The following is a 16,653-nucleotide window of genomic DNA, read 5'->3' as shown; positions in this document are numbered from 1 at the left end:
GGCCCCAGCACGGGAGAGGAAGCCTCGATTTCGGGCCTGGGGAAGAGCCTCGAGCGTCCACAGGGCCGTGATGTCGAAGTCACCACGGAATCCACAGGGGACGACGCTCGAGTCCGCCCCTTCTCCCGCGCCTACCGGCCGGTAGACCCGGACGCGTGCCGGCCCGATTCGCCGCTCATGAGAAAATGAGGGCATGCCGACTGTTTCCCTTGCCGAAATCTCGCCCGCCATCGCTCTCGGACCGCTTGATGGTCGCTATCGCAAAGACACCGCTGACCTCGTCGATCACCTCTCCGAGGCGGCTCTCAACCGCAATCGCATCACGGTGGAGATCGAATGGTTCATCCACCTCGCACAGAACTCGGTGATCGAGGGTGTACGCACCCTCACCCCCGACGAGGTCGACGGACTGCGCGCCTTCGCCGCCGACTTCGACGCCGACACCATCGCCACACTGGCCGCTCATGAAGCCGTCACCGTCCATGACGTCAAGGCCGTCGAATACACAATCAAAGAAGCACTAGTGACGATCGGCGCCGAGGATCTCGGCGAGCTCGTCCACTTCTGCTGCACGTCCGAAGACATCAACAACCTGTCCTGGGCATTGGGCATCAAAGGCGCCACCGAACAGGTGTGGCTGCCGCGGGCCAGGGCTCTCATCGACGCTCTCGCCGAGTCCGCCACGGAACTGGCCGAGGTTCCGATGCTCGCCCACACCCATGGTCAGCCGGCCACACCGACGACGATGGGCAAGGAACTCGCGGTCTTCGTCCACCGCCTCCGCCGCCAGTACGAACGCATCGCCGCCACCGAGTTCCTCGGCAAGATCAACGGCGCCACGGGCACCTACTCGGCGCATCTGGCGGCCGTGCCGGGAGCCGACTGGCCGCAGATCGCCCGCACCTTCGTCGAAGACCGTCTCGGGCTGACCTTCAACCCTCTGACCACTCAGATCGAGTCCCACGACTGGAACGCCGAACTGTTCGCCGATCTCGCTCGGTTCAATCGGATCGCCCACAATCTGGCCACCGATATGTGGACCTACATCTCGATGAACTACTTCAAGCAGATCCCCGTCGCCGGTGCGACCGGTTCGTCGACGATGCCGCACAAGGTCAATCCGATCCGGTTCGAGAACGCCGAAGCCAACCTCGAACTCTCCTGTGCTCTTCTCGACTCCCTGGGCTCGACGTTGGTCACCTCGCGGATGCAGCGCGACCTCACCGACTCGACCTCACAGCGCAACATCGGTGTCGCTTTCGGCCACTCGGTTCTCGCGCTCAACAATCTGGTCAAGGGCCTCGGAGCCCTCGCCATCAACGAGGAGGCACTGGCCGCCGACCTCGACGGCAACTGGGAGGTCCTCGGTGAAGCCGTTCAGTCGGTCATGCGCGCCGCCGGGCTGCAGGGTGTGCCGGGAATGGACAATCCGTACGAAACGCTCAAGGAACTCACTCGCGGCAAGCGCATCAACCAGGCCGATCTGCAGACGTTCGTCGACGGCCTCGGGCTGCCCGAGGAGCGCGCCGAACTGCTCAAGGCTCTGACACCTGCCACCTACACCGGTGTCGCGGCTCAGCTCGCTGAGTCCGAGGTCGCGGACTGGAAGGCCGTCAGCGAGGGCTGAACCACGACGCTGACGACTCGTCGAGGCCGGTCTTGCGAATTCGCGAGACCGGCCTCGATGCTCAGACGGCAGGCTCAGCCGGCGGGGATGTCGAAGGTCGTCGTGAACTCGGGGACCTTCTCGTCGGTTCCCATCACCTTGCCGGCACCGCGTTCGTAGCGGATCGTGTAAGTGTCCTGCTTCTCATTCGGAACATAGGCGAGCCAGCCCTGATGTGTTCCGCCGTCGCGGCGAGACACATCTTCGAAGGGTTCGAATCCGGCGGCCCGCATCTCGGCTTCGAGGCCGTCGGTCTGGTCGTAGCGGAAATCCGCACCCCCGTCTTCGGAGATCTTGAACGCTCCGGACTGGATGAGTCCGCTGTATTTCTTGCCCGGGGTGATCTTGACTTCGAGGAGGACGACTTCGCCGCCGAGCTCGATCGACGAGGCCCTCTTGGACGACTCGAAGTTCCGCACCGCCGAGAGCACCTCGATCTTGTCCTGCATCTCCGGGTCCTCGAAGCTTTCACCGATGCTGATCTGGCCCTGACTGCCGGACGACGACCCCGAATCCGACCCGGTGGACCCGTCGGCGGACGAGGTCGACGACGACGAGGAGTTCGAGGCCGACTGGTCCGAACTCGAGTCCTGCTCGCCGGCCTGGTCCTGGCCGTTCTGGTCGGCACTCGGCTCCTGCCCGTTCTCATCGCCCTGATCCTGACCATTCTGGTCCTGACCGTTCTGGTCCTGACCGTCGGCGTTCGACTGCTCGCCGGTCTGGCCCTGGTCGGGCTGGACGACCTGGCTGATGAGCGAGCAGCCCGAGAAGGCGAGGGTACAGCTGAGCAGGGCCGCAGCGGTGAAGGTGGCACGCTTCATGCGTTTCATGGTGACTCCTTGATCGGTCTCTCGCACTCGGAAGCAGGTCGCCCGAATGCGTGTTCTGAAACCAATCTATGAGCTCGTTGCGGCCGAGATGTGTGCAGCGTGTGGCAGAACGGCAACGTCTGTCACCGATCCGCCGCAGCCCCCGAACAGCCGCCCGGCCACGTCCTCAAGCGGGCGCGAGATGCCTGTCCGCGTCCACCTCGGCGAGGGTCTTCTTGCCCATGCTGCGGGCGAGGATGAGGGTCGGGACTCCGGCGACGATGATGACGACGGTGGCGTAGATCGCCGGTGCCAGCGTGATGCCCGTCGACGACATGAGTGCCGTGGCGATGAGCGGTGAGAGCCCGCCGAACAGAACGGTGGCGACGTTGTAGCCGATCGCCATGCCGGAGAAGCGGCTCGTGCCGGTGAACTGCTCGGGGACCATGGCGGCCGCCACAGCGCTCCACCCGGCCGCCGGGATCGCGAGGAACGCCGATCCTGCGATCGCGATGCCCGCGGACTGGTTTGACAGCAGCACATACGCGGGAATCGTCGTGAAGACGAAGACGACCATGAGTGCCGCCAAGGCAGGTTTGCGCCCGAACTTGTCCGAGGCGAGGCCGAAGAACGGGGTGACGACGATGGCGACGACGGCCGCAACGGTGCCCAGTGCCAGGGAACCGGAGTTCGGGACCTTCGCCACCTCTTCGATGTAGGTGGGCACATAGGTGATGTTGAGGAAGTAGCTGACCGAGCCGATCGACGAGATGAGGAAGGCGACGAGGATCGCCCGCGGCTGCTCGAGGATCGCGGTGATGAGCGGGGAGCGTTCGAGACCGACGTCCTTCTTGCCCTTGTTGTCCTTCTCCGCCTGCTGCAGCCGTTTGAAGGTCTCGGTCTCCTCCATCATCGACCGAAGCGGAACCATGATGATGGCAAGCACGGCGCCGAGGACGAACAGCAGCCGCCAGCCCCAGGAATCCATCGCCTCGGGAGAGAGCGTATTCGCCAGCAGCGCACCGGATCCCACGGCCAGAAGCGCGCCGACCTCGCTGTTGGCCGCAGCCCAGCTGGCAGCCAATCCGCGCTTTCCCGGTCCCGCCGATTCCATGAGGAAGACCATGATGCCGGTGTACTCGGCACCGACCGAGAATCCGGACAGGCAGCGCAGGGCGACCATGAGGACGCCGGCCCAGATGCCGATCGTGTCGTAGTTCGGGATCACCGCGATCCCGAGCATGGAGATCGCCATGAGGACCGCGGAGATGATGAGCGTCGAACGACGTCCGATCCGATCACCGAGGTGACCGAAGACCATCGCACCCAAGGGTCGGAAGAGGAATCCCGCTGCACCGACCCCGAGGGTCAGCAGCAGAGAATCCGTCTGGTCGCCGAAGAATTCCTTGGTCAGGGTCGTGGCGACATAGAAGAAGATCGAGAAGTCGTACCATTCGACGACGGTGCCGAAGGCGGCGACAAACATCGACCTGCGCCGGCCTCTCTCCCGCTCTCGACTGCCTGCTTGGGCGGGTGATGCGGGATGGTTCCGATCCGACGCTGTCATTCCCCGAGCGTACCAGCACGCTCGGACATGGGATACCGCCGAGGATTTCGGCAGTGATTGCGCCGCACATGTCGGCAGTCGAGGCCAACCGGAATTATATTACTGACTGGTAGCATATTGGGGCAGTGGAGATTACCCTGAAAGTTATGGACTCACTTCTCAAGCAGGACGTGTGCATCCCGGTGTCGAGCCGGTCCGGCTCCAGCGATCTCAAGGGACATCTCTTCCTCACCTCGGCCGACCCGCATGCGGTGCTGACGATCCACCCGGCCACCGCGACTCCCGAACGCTTCTACTTCTCCTTCGCCGAGGCGGCGGCTGCCCGTGGGTTCGCTGTGGTCACCTACGGCTTCCGCGGTGTCGGTGACCGGAGGGCGGCTCGCGCCCATCGGCATCTGCGCATGCGCGACTGGATCTGCGAAGATGTGGCGGCCGCGGGCGCCTGGGCCGAGGAGAGTTTCCCTGATCTGCCGCATACGGCGTTGGGCCACAGCCTCGGCGGGCACGCCCTGCTCCTGGGCAGCGGCGGACAGCGGCTGTCCGGAATCGTCACAATCACCACAGCGATGGTGGCGGCACGCAGCATCGCGCCCCGCAGCGAGCGCTGGCGAGTGGAAGTCGGCCTCGGAGTCTTCGGCAGGGTGGCCACACGAGTGTGCGGGTAGATGCCCGGCAGCCGAGTCGGACTCGGCGAGGACATCCCCGCCGCCGCCCTCTACGAGTGGACAAACTGGCTGCGCCGTCCCCACTTCTTCTTCGACGACCCGAGTTTCGACGCCGAAGCGCGCGCCGCCCGACTGCGCACACCTGTTCTCGCCGTCGGCACCTCCGACGATCCGTGGGCGACAGAAGCGTTCATCGATGCGCTCACCGACCGCCTGCGACTGGCCCCGGTGACCCGTCGCACTGTCGACCCGACAGAACTCGACGCGACGAGCATCGGCCATCACGGTCTCATGCGCCGATCCGTCGCCGCAGACGCCTGGCCGGAGATCCTCGACTGGCTCGAGAGGAAAGCAGCCGAAGAATAGGTCACCATCGGAGACTTTCCTCGCCCAGAATTATCCGTTTGCGACCACTTTTCGACCGCCGGTATCCGTTTGCGACCACTTCTCGACTGACGCTGCGCCCTCAGCTGCGGCTGAGACCGAACAGCGAGTCGGTGAAGCGGTTGCCGAACATGGCCGCCGGATCCAGACGGGCCCGCAGCTCGCAGAAGTCCGCGAATCGCGGATAGAGCTCGTTCAGGTCGGCGGCCGTGCGGGTGTGGATCTTGCCCCAGTGCGGTCGGCCACCGTGCCGGCAGACGATCTCTTCGACGACGCGAAAGTACTCGGCGAAGTCCTCCTTGATGAAGCGGTGGACGGCGATGTACATCGTCTCCCGTCCCGTCGCCGTCGACAGCGGCACATCATCGGCGGCGGCGCACCTGACCTCGAGGGGGAATGAGATCGCCCACCCCTTGGCCTCGATGGCGCCTCGGATCTCCCGGATCGCCTCGGGTCCGGAGTCGAAGGGCAGGGCGTACTCCATCTCGTTGAACCGCACCCGCCGTGGGGTGACGAACACATCGTGGCCCGGTGCCCGGTACGTTCGGTCTGCCACGACGGACTGGGCGACGCGATTGATCGAGGGCACCACGCCCGGGACCTTCGCCCCGAGCTCGACGGCCAACCGGAGCGCTCCGTTCTCCACCACCTCTTTGTCGAGGAGGTTGAGCCACCGGTTGCGCACCCCCGCCTCGGCGAGGTGGCCCGGCCCGGCCTGCCCCGGTTCCACCCGGGTGTTCGTCTTCGTCAGCACCGAATCGGTGTGCGGGAACCAGTAGAACTCGAAATGGTCGGCCCCGCGCATCCTCTCGGTCAGCCCGTCGAGGAGCTCGTCGAATCCGGCGACCTTCTCCTCGGCGATGAGGTCGAAGGCCGGCACGCACTGGAGTTCGACTTCGGTGATGACACCGAGAACGCCGAGGCTGACCCGTGCAAGGTCGAAGACCTCCGGTTCCGACTCCGCCGACAGCTCCCGCGCCTGCCCGTCGGGGCCCATCAGGCTCAGCCCGGTGACGGTCCCGGCGAACCCGGTGAACCCGATTCCGGTGCCGTGCGTGCTCGTCGAGATCGCGCCCGCCAGGGCCTGCGGATTGACGTCGCCCTGATTCTCCAGGGCCAGACCGTAGGGTGCGAGCAGGGCGGGAATGTCCCGCAGCCGGGTGCCGGCGGCGAAGCGCACCCGCTTGCGCTCCTCGTCGACGGCGATGATGCCGGAGAGTCCGTCGAGATTGACCATGACATCGTCGCCGGCGGCCACCGGGGTGAACGAATGCCCGGCCCCGACGACCCGCAGACGGTCCCCCGCCGCCGCAGCGGCCGTGACGATGCCCGATAGCTCCTCCGCCGAGGCGGGGCGTGCGAATGTGTGCGGATGTGCATGGACATGACCGGCCCAGTTCCGGAATCTCTGCCGACCGTGCCGGTCGCCTCGTCGCGGCTGCACGTCTCTCACAGCACGAGCCCCTCTCCTCGATAGGTGGTCCAGGCATCGCGGATGCGGCCCTGAGACACGATCTGGAAGTCGTTGAAATGTTCGGCCAGCTCACCGGCCTTCGCGTGCCGGAACCACACGAGGTCGCCGATGCGCAGCGAGTCCGTGCCGGGCCCGGTCAGCGGCGTCTGCACCTCTCCGGGCCCCTCGAGGCCGGAGTATTCGAGGCCCGGCGGCCAGGCGATCGTCGGCAGACGGTCGGGGCCGGGGACTCCCGAGGCGATGAATCCGCCCTTGAAGACCGTCACCCAGCCGGGCCCGGGCCTGCGCACGACGGGAGTGACGAAGTATGCGGCGGGCCGGTGCCGGAAGTGCGTATAGCCGTCGAAGAGTCCCGGGGAGAAGAGGCCGGATCCGGCGGCGAGTTCGGTCAGAGTGCCTTCGACGGAGCTGGATTCGAACGAGCCGGTTCCCCCGCCGTTGACGAATTCGAGGTCGGCGACCTCTCTGACGGCGGCGATGACGGCGGCTCGTCGTTCGGCGAGTTCGGCGATCGAGGCTCTCTGCATGAACCGCACGATCGCCTGCCGGGCTGTTCGTCCGGCGTCGGCGGTGCCGGCGATCTGCCCCTCGTAGAACATCATCCCGACGAGATCGAACCCGGGCCGGGCCGCGACCTGACGGGCGAGCGCGACGGCCGCTCGCCCCTCCCGGATCGGTGAGCGCCTGGCCCCGATATGGACGCGGTCGCCCAACCAGGATTCGGCCGGGCGAAAGGAGGAGTCGACGTCGATGCACACCCGCACCGAGGCGGCTCCCGCCTCGGCGAGGGATCTGCGGACGTCGTCGATGATGTCGAGGTGGTCCACGGAGTCGATCATCACGGTGATGTTCGACCGCGCTCCCGCCTCGGCGACCATCCGGGTCAGGGCCGGCCGGTCGAGGCTGGGATAGCCGATGACGATGTCGCGGACACCGTGGGCATGGAGCGACAGCGCCTCGGGAACGGAGAAGGCGAGCACGCCGGAATAGGCGGGATGGGCGAGCGCTCGGTCGATGGCGGCGGGCACACGCAGGGACTTCGTGGCCAGCCGGATCGGCAGTCCGCGAGCGCGCTGAGCCAGGGCATCGAGGTTCTCGTCGAAGGCGTCGAGATCGACGACGGCGGTGGGTGCACAGGTCCCTTTCAGCGCACGCCGGAGTCCACTCGAAACCATATTCGGTAGTCTAGCCTGCGATGACCTACGTCACATGGTTAGGAAGCCGATGAGAACAGAGACCAGCGCCCGCACCTCCGAAGCAGGCACTGCACAGACCGCGTCCGCGCATGTCACCGCGGCACTGCGGGACTTCCTCGACACCGATCCGTACGCCGATGCCTCCGGTTCGGGCGAGGTGATGCGCGGCGTCGAACCGTTCACCGGCCAGGAGGTCGACCGGTTCGCCCGGAACACTCCCGACGACATCGAAGCCGCCTACGCCACGGCCCGCATCGCAGGCGAAGCATGGGCCGCTCAGTCGGTTCAGCACCGGGCGAAGGTGCTCACTCGACTGCATTCCGCACTGGTCCGGAACGAGGATCTGCTCCTCGACATCATCCAGTACGAGACCGGCAAGGCCCGCATCCACGCCTATGACGAGATCCTCGATACCTTCAATGTGCTCCGCCACTACGGGGTGATGGCCGCCCGGTATCTGCGTCCCGAACGTCGGCGCGGGGCGATCCCCGTGCTCACCCGCACCGAGGTCACGCGCACCCCGCTGGGCGTGATCGGGTTCATCACACCGTGGAACTACCCGCTGACCTTGGGTGCGACCGACCTGTTCGCGGCCCTGACCGCCGGCAACGCCGTCGTCCACAAAACCGATTCGACGACGACGCTGACCTCGGTGTTCATGCGCAGGCTGGCCATCGCCGCCGGTCTGCCCGCCGAGGTGTGGCAGCTCGTGCCCGGCCCGTCCTCCGAGGTCGGACCTGCACTCATGGCTGGTGCCGACGGAATCTCGTTCACCGGGTCGACGGCCGCGGGACGGTCGATCGCCGCCGAGGCGGGGCAGCGTCTGCTCCCGGCCGCGCTCGAGCTCGGGGGCAAGAACCCGCTGATCGTGGCCGCCGATGCGGATCTGGAGAAGGCCGTCGAGGGCGCCGTGCGCGGATCGTTCTCCTCGGCCGGGCAGCTGTGCATCTCGATCGAGCGCATCTACGTCCACGAAGACCTCTATGAGACCTTCTGCGCCCATTTCGCCGAGGCGGCCCGCGCCCACCGTCTCAGCGCGGAGTTCGAATACGGCCCGGACATGGGCACCCTGGCGGGACCGAAGCAGCTCGAGACGATCACGGCTCATGTCGAACAGGCCCGCAACGCCGGTGCCACGGTGCTCGCCGGCGGGCACCCGGTGCCCGATCTCGGCCCCTATTTCTACGCTCCGACCGTGCTCACGGATGTTCCCGCCACGGCGGAGCTGCATCGCGAGGAGACCTTCGGCCCCGTCGTCTCCGTCTATCCGGTGCCGTCGGACGCCGCGGCGATCGCTGCGGCCAACGACAGCGACTACGGACTCTCGGCGTCGGTCTACTCGCGTTCCCATGGGCGCGAGATCGCGCGGCTGGTCGAGGCCGGCATGGTCAATGTCAATGAGGTCTACCCGGCCAGCTGGGGGTCCATCGACGCTCCGGCCGGCGGAGTCAAGGCCTCAGGCATGGGCCACCGGCACGGACCCGAGGGCCTCTTCCAATTCATGCATTCGCACACGATCGCGCAGCAGCGCCTCCACCCGATCGCACCGGCTGGTCCTCTCGATCAGAAGACGTTCGCGAAGGCCATGACCGGCGCACTTCAGGTGATGCGGTCTCTGCGCATGAAGTAGGCCGGCGGCCTTCACCGGCGAATATAGGTCACCATCGGATACTTCTGGCGCCGAAAAGTATCCGATGGTGACCTATGTTTCGGACCGATTGTCCGATTGTGACCTATTCTCCTGCCCGGGCCGGCCGCAGGACGAGCCCTGCGGCGTCGGGCAAGGCTCAGTCGACAGCTGAGCAGTGGGACTCAGCTGACGGAATCGAAGAATTCGTGCGCCACCGGCACGGCCGCCTCGGCGCCGAATCCGCCGTCTTCGACGAGGACGGCCACGGCCAGATCTCCCTGGAACCCGGCGAACCACGAATGTGTGCGCGGCGGGGTCTCCTCGCCGTATTCGGCCGTTCCGGTCTTGCCGTGGACGGGGTCACCGGGAATGTCCTTGAGCGCAGTCGCAGTGCCCTCGGTGACGACTGTGCGCATCATCGTCGAGATCTCCTTCGCCGCGTCCGCGTCGAGCGTCGGGGCATCGCCGTCGCTGCCGTCCTTCGCACCCTGACCGCCGTCGCCGCTCTTCGCCTCGTCGAGCGCCTCACCGAGGACGAGCTGCGGGTCGACCGTCTCCCCCGCCTCCACCGAGGCGGCCATCGTCGCCACGGCCAGCGGGCTCGCCTGGACCTTGCCCTGGCCGATCATCTGCGCGGCGTGGGTGACCTCGTCATCGTCGGCCGGCACCGAGGCCATCTTCGCGCCGATGGCCGAGGTGTCACCGAGCATGCCGAGCTGGGCGGCGGCCTCGGCCACCTCGTCGCCGGTGACCTTCTCCGAAGAGGAGACGAAGGCGGTGTTGCAGGAGTGTGCGAAGTCGTCGGCGAAGCTGACGGTGCCGAGCACTTCGTCTTCGGCGTTCTTGAAGCTCTTGCCGCCGATGTTCACGGTCTTCGGACAGTCGATGTCGTCAGCCGGTTTCACCCCGGCGTCGAGGAGTGCCAGGCCAGAGGCGATCTTGAACACGGAACCGGGAGGGTACTGACCACTCAGCGCTCTGTCCCAGGCCGCTCCTGCCGGGTCGTGGTTGGCCACGGCGAGCACCTGGCCGTCGCTGGGACGGATCGCGACGACGGCGGCCGGTTTCTTCGCGGTCGCCGCCGCGTCGTCCGCGGCGGTCTGGATATCGACGTCGAGGGTGGTCTCGAGATCCTCACCGTCCTGCGACTCGAAGGCGTGGAGGCTCGTCAGCTTCGTCTTTCCGCCCTTGTCGTCGGTCGGATCGCCTTTGGCGAAGACTTCGACGCTGCCGGGTCCGCTGAGGCGGGAATCGAAGGTCTTCTGCAGGCCGGTGCGGCCGACGATGTCACCGGCGATGATCTCGCCCTCGGAGTTCTCGATGTCTTCGGCGCTGGCGGGTCCGGCCGAACCGAGCGTGGCCTGCGCGAACCCGCGAGACCGGGTCAGAGTCTGGGTGTCCTCGGAAAAGAGCACCCCCGGCAGATCGTGGATGGCGCTCTTGACCGATCTGTAGTCGTCTTCGCGCAGGGTCACGACGGGGACGAGCTGATTGCCTGCGGCGTCGTCGACGGACTTCTCGAGGTCAGCGGCGTCGAGGTCGAGGGAGTCGACGCCGTCGTTGAGCCCGCTGACGAGTCGGCCGATGGTGTCGGGCTCCAGGCGATTCGGATGGACGCCGATGTCGATGACCTTCCCCTCTGCCATGAGCACTTCGCCATCGGCGCCGAGGATCTTCCCGCGTCCGCCCGGATTCGCGCGCAGTGCGAAGCGGCCGCCCTTGCCGAGCTTCGGGTGGACGGCCTGCTCCGTGAGATCCGCCCACCAGAAGAGTCCGTTCTTCTCCAGGGGCAGCTGGGAACTGTACTCCCAGGACTCTCCGCCGTTGTTCGCCCAGCTCCAGTCGAGTGTGGCCACGGTCCGCCCCTCGGCCTCGGTGATGTCGTCGACGGTGACCGACCGCAGGTCGACTCGCTTGCCCAATGCCTTCGTGACCCGGTCGAACAGGCTCTGAGCGAGGTCCTTCTGGTGCCAGACGTCCGAGTTCAGCTGCTCTTCGGCGAGGTCGTTGGCGGCTGCCTCGGCAGCTGAGGACTTCGTCATCGGAAGCCGGAAGAGCGCGAAGACCCCGGCGCCGAGCAGCAGAACGAGGACGAGTGCGACGGCCAGCCAGACCCGGGACTTCTTCGACATGGGACCATCCTCTACCGAGGGGCGTCCGATGTCCATTGCGCTGAGCCGAGACCGCCGGTCAGCCTGCGTCGGGGACGACGGTGTATTCGAGGACGGGGCGGCCGGCCGAACCGTACCGGGGACGGCGTTCGAGCATGCCGGCGTCGGCCATGGATTCGAGGTAGCGGCGTGCGGTGACCCGGGAGACGCCGAGGCCCTCGGCCAACTCAGTCGCGGACTGTCCCGGATTCTCATCGAGCAGGTTCTTCACCTCGGACTGGACGGCATCGGGCACACCCTTCGCGGTCGCGGCCACGGTGTGGGTGCGCAGGGCCGAGATCGCCTTGTCGACCTCGGTCTGGGTGACCTCCCCGTCGTTCGAATCTCCGCCGAGGCGGTTGCGGAAGGACGAATACGCCTCGAGTTTGGATTTGAAGACGGGGAAGGTGAATGGCTTGATGATGTACTGGGCGACGCCGTACGACAACGCCTCCTGCACGATCTGCATGTCCCGGGCGGCGGTGACGGCGATGATGTCGACGTCGACGCGCTGGCCGCGGATGGCGCGACAGACCTGGAGTCCGTGCCCGTCGGGCAGATTCATATCGAGGAGGACGAGGTGGATGCCGGAGGACTCGAGGCCGTAGATCTGACCGGTGAGAGCAGCCATCGCCTGAGTGGCATTCTTCGCCACCCCCGCGACGTGATAGCCGTCGATGCGATCGATGTACTTCGCGTGAGCACGGGCGGCGACCACCTCATCCTCGACGACGAGCACACCGATGCTCGATTCGGGCACAGTTGAGTCCGACATGCCGCCAGTCTATCTGCACCCGTTTGACAGCGTGCCTGATCGTGTTGCAGTCCCGTCACATCGAGCTGTGGCCCGCTTGACCTGCACCGGCCGAGTCCGGCAGCCACACCGTGAGCACCGCACCCTTGAACCGGTCGCAGTCCTCCCCCCGGCCCTGCACGTCGACGGCTCCCCCGAGGCGGCGGATCGCCTGCACGACCAGGGACAGCCCGACCCCGCGGGTGCCCGTCTGCTGGCGCCCCTGCCCCTGGTCGATCTCGACACCGTCGTGCTTCGTCGACCAGCCGCGTTCGAAGATCGCGTCGAGGTGCTCCTCGTCGATGCCCGGACCGTCGTCGCTGACCTCGATCGTGAATCCGCCGGGACCGCCGGATCCGGAGAGCTCGACGTGGACTCTCTTGTCTTCAGGCAGGACATCCTGCCTGCTCAGAGCGTCGAAAGCATTGTCGATGAGGTTGCCGATGATCGTCGCGAGATCCCGATCGTCCCCACCGAGGCTGCCCGTGAGGCCCGCAGTGTCCACCGTCATCTCGATGCCCACCTCGGCGGCTTGGGCGATCTTCGACAGCAGCAGGGCCGACAGCACGGGGTGGTCGAAAGTCATCGACCCGTCCCCGTTGACTCGGTTGAGGTCGTCGATGTCCCTGGCCGCGAAGTCGATGGCCTCATCGACGTGGTCGGTCTCGAGCAGGGACACGACCATGTGCAGCCGGTTCGCGTATTCGTGGGTCTGTGCGCGCAGGGAATCGGAGAACGATCGCACGGACACGAGCTCGCCGGAGAGCTCGGCCAGCTCCGTGTGATCGCGCATGGTCACGACCCACGTATCGCTGGCCGCCTCGGTGGGCTGCTGATTGACGACGAGGACGCGGTCGTCGGTGTAGTGGATCTCGTCGCGGGCCCACCGGCCGGAGGCGAGAAGATCGTGCAGCGCCTCCGGCAGGTCGAGTTCACGCAGCGGCATCTCCTCCGCCGAGGTGGGGCCCGAGTCCTCGTCGTCTCCGGCGGCCGGCATGCCCAGCAGTTCCCGGGCCTCGGTGTTGATGAGCACGATTCCGCGGGCGCGGTCGACGAGCAGCAGACCTTCGGAGACGGCCGTGAGCACGGAGGAGTAGAAGTCGAGCATGCTGCGCAGCTCCTCGGCGCCGTAGTCGCCGGTGACCCTGCGCAGGCCCCGCGATGTCACCCAGGAGGAGCCGATGCCGAGGATGAGAGTGAGGACGGCGATGCCGATGAGCCATTTGCCCTGCGCCAGGAAGCCTTCGCGGACCGAATCGGCGGAGCTGCCGACGATGACGGCGCCGACGACGGTGTCGGACCTCATGCCGTCGACGCCGACGTGTTCGGCATAGACCGGGGTGACGACGTACATGGTGCCATCGGACGCGCCTCCGTCGTCGATGAAGCGCACGGTCGACCGGCCCTCCTGCAGAGCCTGCCCGTCGACCGCCTGGGCCAGCTGGTCGATGGAGTCCTCGGGAATCTTCCCGGACTCCGCCGAGGCGGTCTTCGCTTCCAGCGCCTGTTGGCGTCCGGGTGAGCCCAGGGTCGGCGGGGTGAGGAGGAAGTCGATGGGCACGACCGCGGCGATGTCGAAGCCGTATTGGCTGATGACGTTGTCCAGCAGCGTCTGGACGTCGTCGCGGGACTCGGAGTCGAGATAGTCGTCTTGGCCGACGTCACCGGTGCCGACGAGGCCCAGCGACATCGAGATGTTGTCCGCGGCCGACCGCAGCAGGTCCTGTTCGCGTTTCGTGTTGAGTTGGGAGAGCTGGAGGTAGAGCAGACTCGTCGTGAGCACCATGACGCCCACGAGCATGATCGAGTTCGCGAACATGATCCGCCCTGCCGCGGACAGGCGCACCCACCGACTCAGGCGGCCCACCGGTCCGGCGGGCCCCTGCGGCAGCACGGTGCGCTTCTTCTTCGGCATAAAATCCATTGTGCCACCCGCTCAGTGGCAGCCTGCTGGGTCGGTCTGCTGCGTCAGGCGGCCAGATGAGCCTGCCGGGGTCAGAGCGCCAGAGTGATGGGTCCGGCGGGGACCGCGGAGCACACGAGCACCTCGTCGCTCTCGACTCGGGCGGCGGGTTCGATCGGGTAGAGCACGGACCCGGCGGCCAGGGAGACCGAACAGGTTCCGCAGGATCCGCCGCGGCAGGAGCTCGGCGACCGGAATCCGCGTGCTTCCAAGGATTCGAGCAGAGTGCCTTCCTGCGGCTGCCAGACGAAGCTCGTTCCCGAGTTCTCCAGGGTCACCTCGGCGGGCGAGCACGCGGCGATGGCCTCGCTCATGCCCGTGTTCGGAGAGGCGAAGGTCTCCTGGTGGACCGCGGGAACGCCGGCCTCGTCCGCGGCGGCGAGCACGGCCGCCGTGAAGTCGCGGGGTCCGCAGACCATGACGTTGTCGCAGCCGGCCACCCAGTCGACGAGGTCCCGGTGGCCCGGTCGACCGGCCGTCGCGGTATTGCGGTGGTGGGTCTCGACGGGCACGGCGCCCGAGCGGGCGCGGTCCTGCAGCCGGTTCCACAGGCATGCGGTGCGGTGGTCGCGGTCGACGTGGACGAGTCGGATCCGATCGGTCTCAGGCAGCTCGGCCATACCGTCGCTGCGCAGCAGTCCGAGGCTCGGGGTGATACCGATTCCGGCGGTGATCAGGGCCGTTGTGCCGCCGAAGACGCGTGAGGCGGTCATGGTTCCGTGCGGACCGGAGGTCAGTATCCGCTGTCCTTCGTCCAGCGATGCCACGGCGCGCGAGCCCTTGCCCTGGGTGCGCACGGCGATGCGGACGATGTCGTCGTCGACGTCGGTGATCGTATAGGTCCGCCAGAACGGTGCGCCGAGGTCGAGGTGGACGCGCAGATTGGTGCCCGGTTCGTCGAATTCGCGGATCCAGCCGAGGTCGTCGCGCAGCGCCACCTCGACGATGTCGTTGCAGATCTGCCGGCGGCCGACGACGGTCATGAACCGCGGAGTCCGCGCGACCTTGATCAGTTCGCGCGGGGCCGGACCTTCGACGGTGATCTCGTCGCCGGCCGTGACGTCGCCGGTCTCGAGGATCTGTCCGTAGATTCCGCAGTGCAGGTGCCCGCAGGCGGTATTGAGCAGCCTTGGGACGTTGACGTCGACCTCGGTCGTCGTCGGGTTGACGGTCGTCGCCGGGCAGCGTTCGATCGTCGAGCGGATCGCCAGTCGCACACCGCCGAGGCGGATGACCGAACCGATGAGCGCGAACTCCTCGAACGGGGCGAGTCCGTCGACGAGGATGTTGCCGCGGAACCGCAGCGGGTCGAGCTCGACTGCATGATCGGCTGCACCAGTCGCACGATCGTCCGGAGTACCCGCGTCAGCCGACGTCGGACCTACCGATTCCGCGCTCAGGCCGAGGGCCGCGCGGCCCTCATCCGTCTCGGCGATCGCGGCGACCGTGGCGGGGTTGATGAGCGAGATTCCCGAGCGCTGCGAGTCGAACATCCCCTGATCGGCGACGGCCAGGCTGCGCGGGAATGTACCCTGAGGGGGTATCCGTTCGGAGAGGAAGCTCGCCGAGGCGGCCCTGCCCTCTTCGTCATCCGTGGAGAAGGTCGTCGACTCCCCCGTCGGGGACGTGAAGGTCACGGTCGCGGAAACATCGTCGACCGCCTCGGCGGGGGCACTCCGGTCATCCGGATCGGGCGCGGTTGCGGATTCGCCTCCGGCCGCCTCGGGGAGGGCCACTGCGACCTGCCACTTCTGCAGGTCGGTGTCGTTCTTGAGCACCGTGAAGGCGGAATACGAGTGCCAGGCGTCGACGGGAACGTCGAGGCTGCCGTTCGTGAACGCCGCGATCCGGTCACCGCGGATCCCGCGGTCCTTGACCACTCTGGCCTCGGTGAGCTCCTCGGCGGGGAATCCCTTCACCGGGAACCGGAACAGTCTGGCAACATGCATAATTCGATTGTAGGAGCCGGAGAACACGGAACGGTCGGGATGAGAGCAAACGCACAGCCGCCTCGGCGAGGGCCGATCTTGATTTATACCCTATAGGGGTATACGGTTTATCCATGACTGAGCACCATGGATACACCCCGCAGAAGGACGCTCTCGCGCGGAGGATGAAGCGGATCGAAGGCCAGGTCCGCGGCATCGGGAAGATGATCGATGACGACAAGTACTGCATCGACATCCTCACCCAGGTCTCCGCCGCGACAGCCGCGCTGCACGCGGTCTCCATCAACCTCCTCGAAGAGCACATCGCTCACTGCGTGGTCGACGCCGCCTCATCGGGCGACGACGAGGAAGCGCGGAAGAAGGTCGAGGAGGCATCAGCCGCCATCTCCCGACTCATCAAGAGCTGA

General features: G+C 66.7%; 13 protein-coding genes. 5 read left to right on the top strand and 8 right to left on the bottom strand.

Going from position 1 to position 16,653, the window contains the following annotated elements; genetic code table 11:
* The first annotated feature begins 193 nt into the window (after positions 1-193).
* Positions 194-1,627, top strand: a complete 1,434-nt coding sequence (gene purB, locus AD89_RS0111840; RefSeq protein WP_025779127.1) for an adenylosuccinate lyase — start codon at positions 194-196, stop codon at positions 1,625-1,627.
* 74 nt (positions 1,628-1,701) lie between these two features.
* On the opposite strand, the gene AD89_RS18560 is transcribed toward purB, so the two are convergent.
* Complete coding sequence (locus AD89_RS18560) at positions 1,702-2,496, bottom strand: hypothetical protein (protein ID WP_025779125.1); 795 nt, start codon at positions 2,494-2,496, stop codon at positions 1,702-1,704.
* 166 nt (positions 2,497-2,662) lie between these two features.
* A complete protein-coding gene (locus tag AD89_RS0111830; RefSeq protein ID WP_231488615.1) occupies positions 2,663-3,961 on the bottom strand; it encodes an MFS transporter in 1,299 nt (432 codons plus the stop codon).
* A 227-nt stretch (positions 3,962-4,188) separates the two neighbouring features.
* Here AD89_RS0111830 and AD89_RS20370 point away from each other — a divergent pair, with 227 nt between their 5' ends.
* Positions 4,189-4,707: a serine aminopeptidase domain-containing protein gene (locus AD89_RS20370; RefSeq protein ID WP_231488606.1), complete on the top strand. Its 519-nt coding sequence runs from the start codon at positions 4,189-4,191 to the stop codon at positions 4,705-4,707.
* Positions 4,708-5,073 (top strand): hypothetical protein, encoded by a 366-nt coding sequence (locus AD89_RS20365; RefSeq protein WP_231488604.1) that lies wholly within the window; start codon positions 4,708-4,710, stop codon positions 5,071-5,073. It abuts the gene before it with no gap.
* 100 nt (positions 5,074-5,173) lie between these two features.
* Here the strand turns inward: AD89_RS20365 and AD89_RS0111820 are convergent, their stop codons facing one another.
* Both AD89_RS0111820 and AD89_RS0111815 read right to left on the bottom strand, forming a co-directional pair.
* Positions 5,174-6,544 (bottom strand): D-arabinono-1,4-lactone oxidase, encoded by a 1,371-nt coding sequence (locus AD89_RS0111820; RefSeq protein WP_025779121.1) that lies wholly within the window; start codon positions 6,542-6,544, stop codon positions 5,174-5,176.
* Positions 6,541-7,740, bottom strand: a complete 1,200-nt coding sequence (locus tag AD89_RS0111815; protein WP_025779119.1) for an amino acid deaminase/aldolase — start codon at positions 7,738-7,740, stop codon at positions 6,541-6,543. The genes AD89_RS0111820 and AD89_RS0111815 overlap by 4 nt, the downstream gene beginning before the upstream one ends.
* 49 nt (positions 7,741-7,789) lie before the next feature.
* Here AD89_RS0111815 and AD89_RS0111810 point away from each other — a divergent pair, with 49 nt between their 5' ends.
* Positions 7,790-9,391, top strand: a complete 1,602-nt coding sequence (locus tag AD89_RS0111810; protein WP_025779117.1) for a succinic semialdehyde dehydrogenase — start codon at positions 7,790-7,792, stop codon at positions 9,389-9,391.
* 182 nt (positions 9,392-9,573) lie between these two features.
* On the opposite strand, the gene AD89_RS0111805 is transcribed toward AD89_RS0111810, so the two are convergent.
* The 4 genes from AD89_RS0111805 to AD89_RS0111790 form a co-directional block, all read right to left on the bottom strand.
* Positions 9,574-11,523: a penicillin-binding transpeptidase domain-containing protein gene (locus tag AD89_RS0111805; RefSeq protein WP_025779115.1), complete on the bottom strand. Its 1,950-nt coding sequence runs from the start codon at positions 11,521-11,523 to the stop codon at positions 9,574-9,576.
* A gap of 58 nt (positions 11,524-11,581) precedes the next feature.
* The gene (locus AD89_RS0111800) at positions 11,582-12,316 is read right to left on the bottom strand and encodes a response regulator (RefSeq protein ID WP_025779113.1); all 735 of its coding nucleotides are present in this window, start codon (positions 12,314-12,316) and stop codon (positions 11,582-11,584) included.
* Positions 12,317-12,371: 55 nt separating this feature from the next.
* Positions 12,372-14,249 (bottom strand): sensor histidine kinase, encoded by a 1,878-nt coding sequence (locus tag AD89_RS0111795; RefSeq protein ID WP_025779111.1) that lies wholly within the window; start codon positions 14,247-14,249, stop codon positions 12,372-12,374.
* Between the two features lie 80 nt (positions 14,250-14,329).
* Positions 14,330-16,246, bottom strand: coding sequence for an MOSC domain-containing protein (locus AD89_RS0111790; protein WP_025779109.1), 1,917 nt, complete (start codon positions 16,244-16,246; stop codon positions 14,330-14,332).
* A gap of 113 nt (positions 16,247-16,359) precedes the next feature.
* On the opposite strand from AD89_RS0111790, the gene AD89_RS0111785 reads away from it, so the two are divergent.
* On the top strand, positions 16,360-16,653 hold the full coding sequence (locus tag AD89_RS0111785; RefSeq protein WP_025779107.1) for a metal-sensitive transcriptional regulator: 294 nt from the start codon (positions 16,360-16,362) through the stop codon (positions 16,651-16,653).

Source organism: Brevibacterium sp. VCM10 (assembly GCF_000583215.1).
GTDB lineage: Bacteria > Actinomycetota > Actinomycetes > Actinomycetales > Brevibacteriaceae > Brevibacterium > Brevibacterium linens.
Note: the sequence above shows the minus strand (reverse complement) of the source record. Positions and strands in the feature narration are given on the sequence as shown.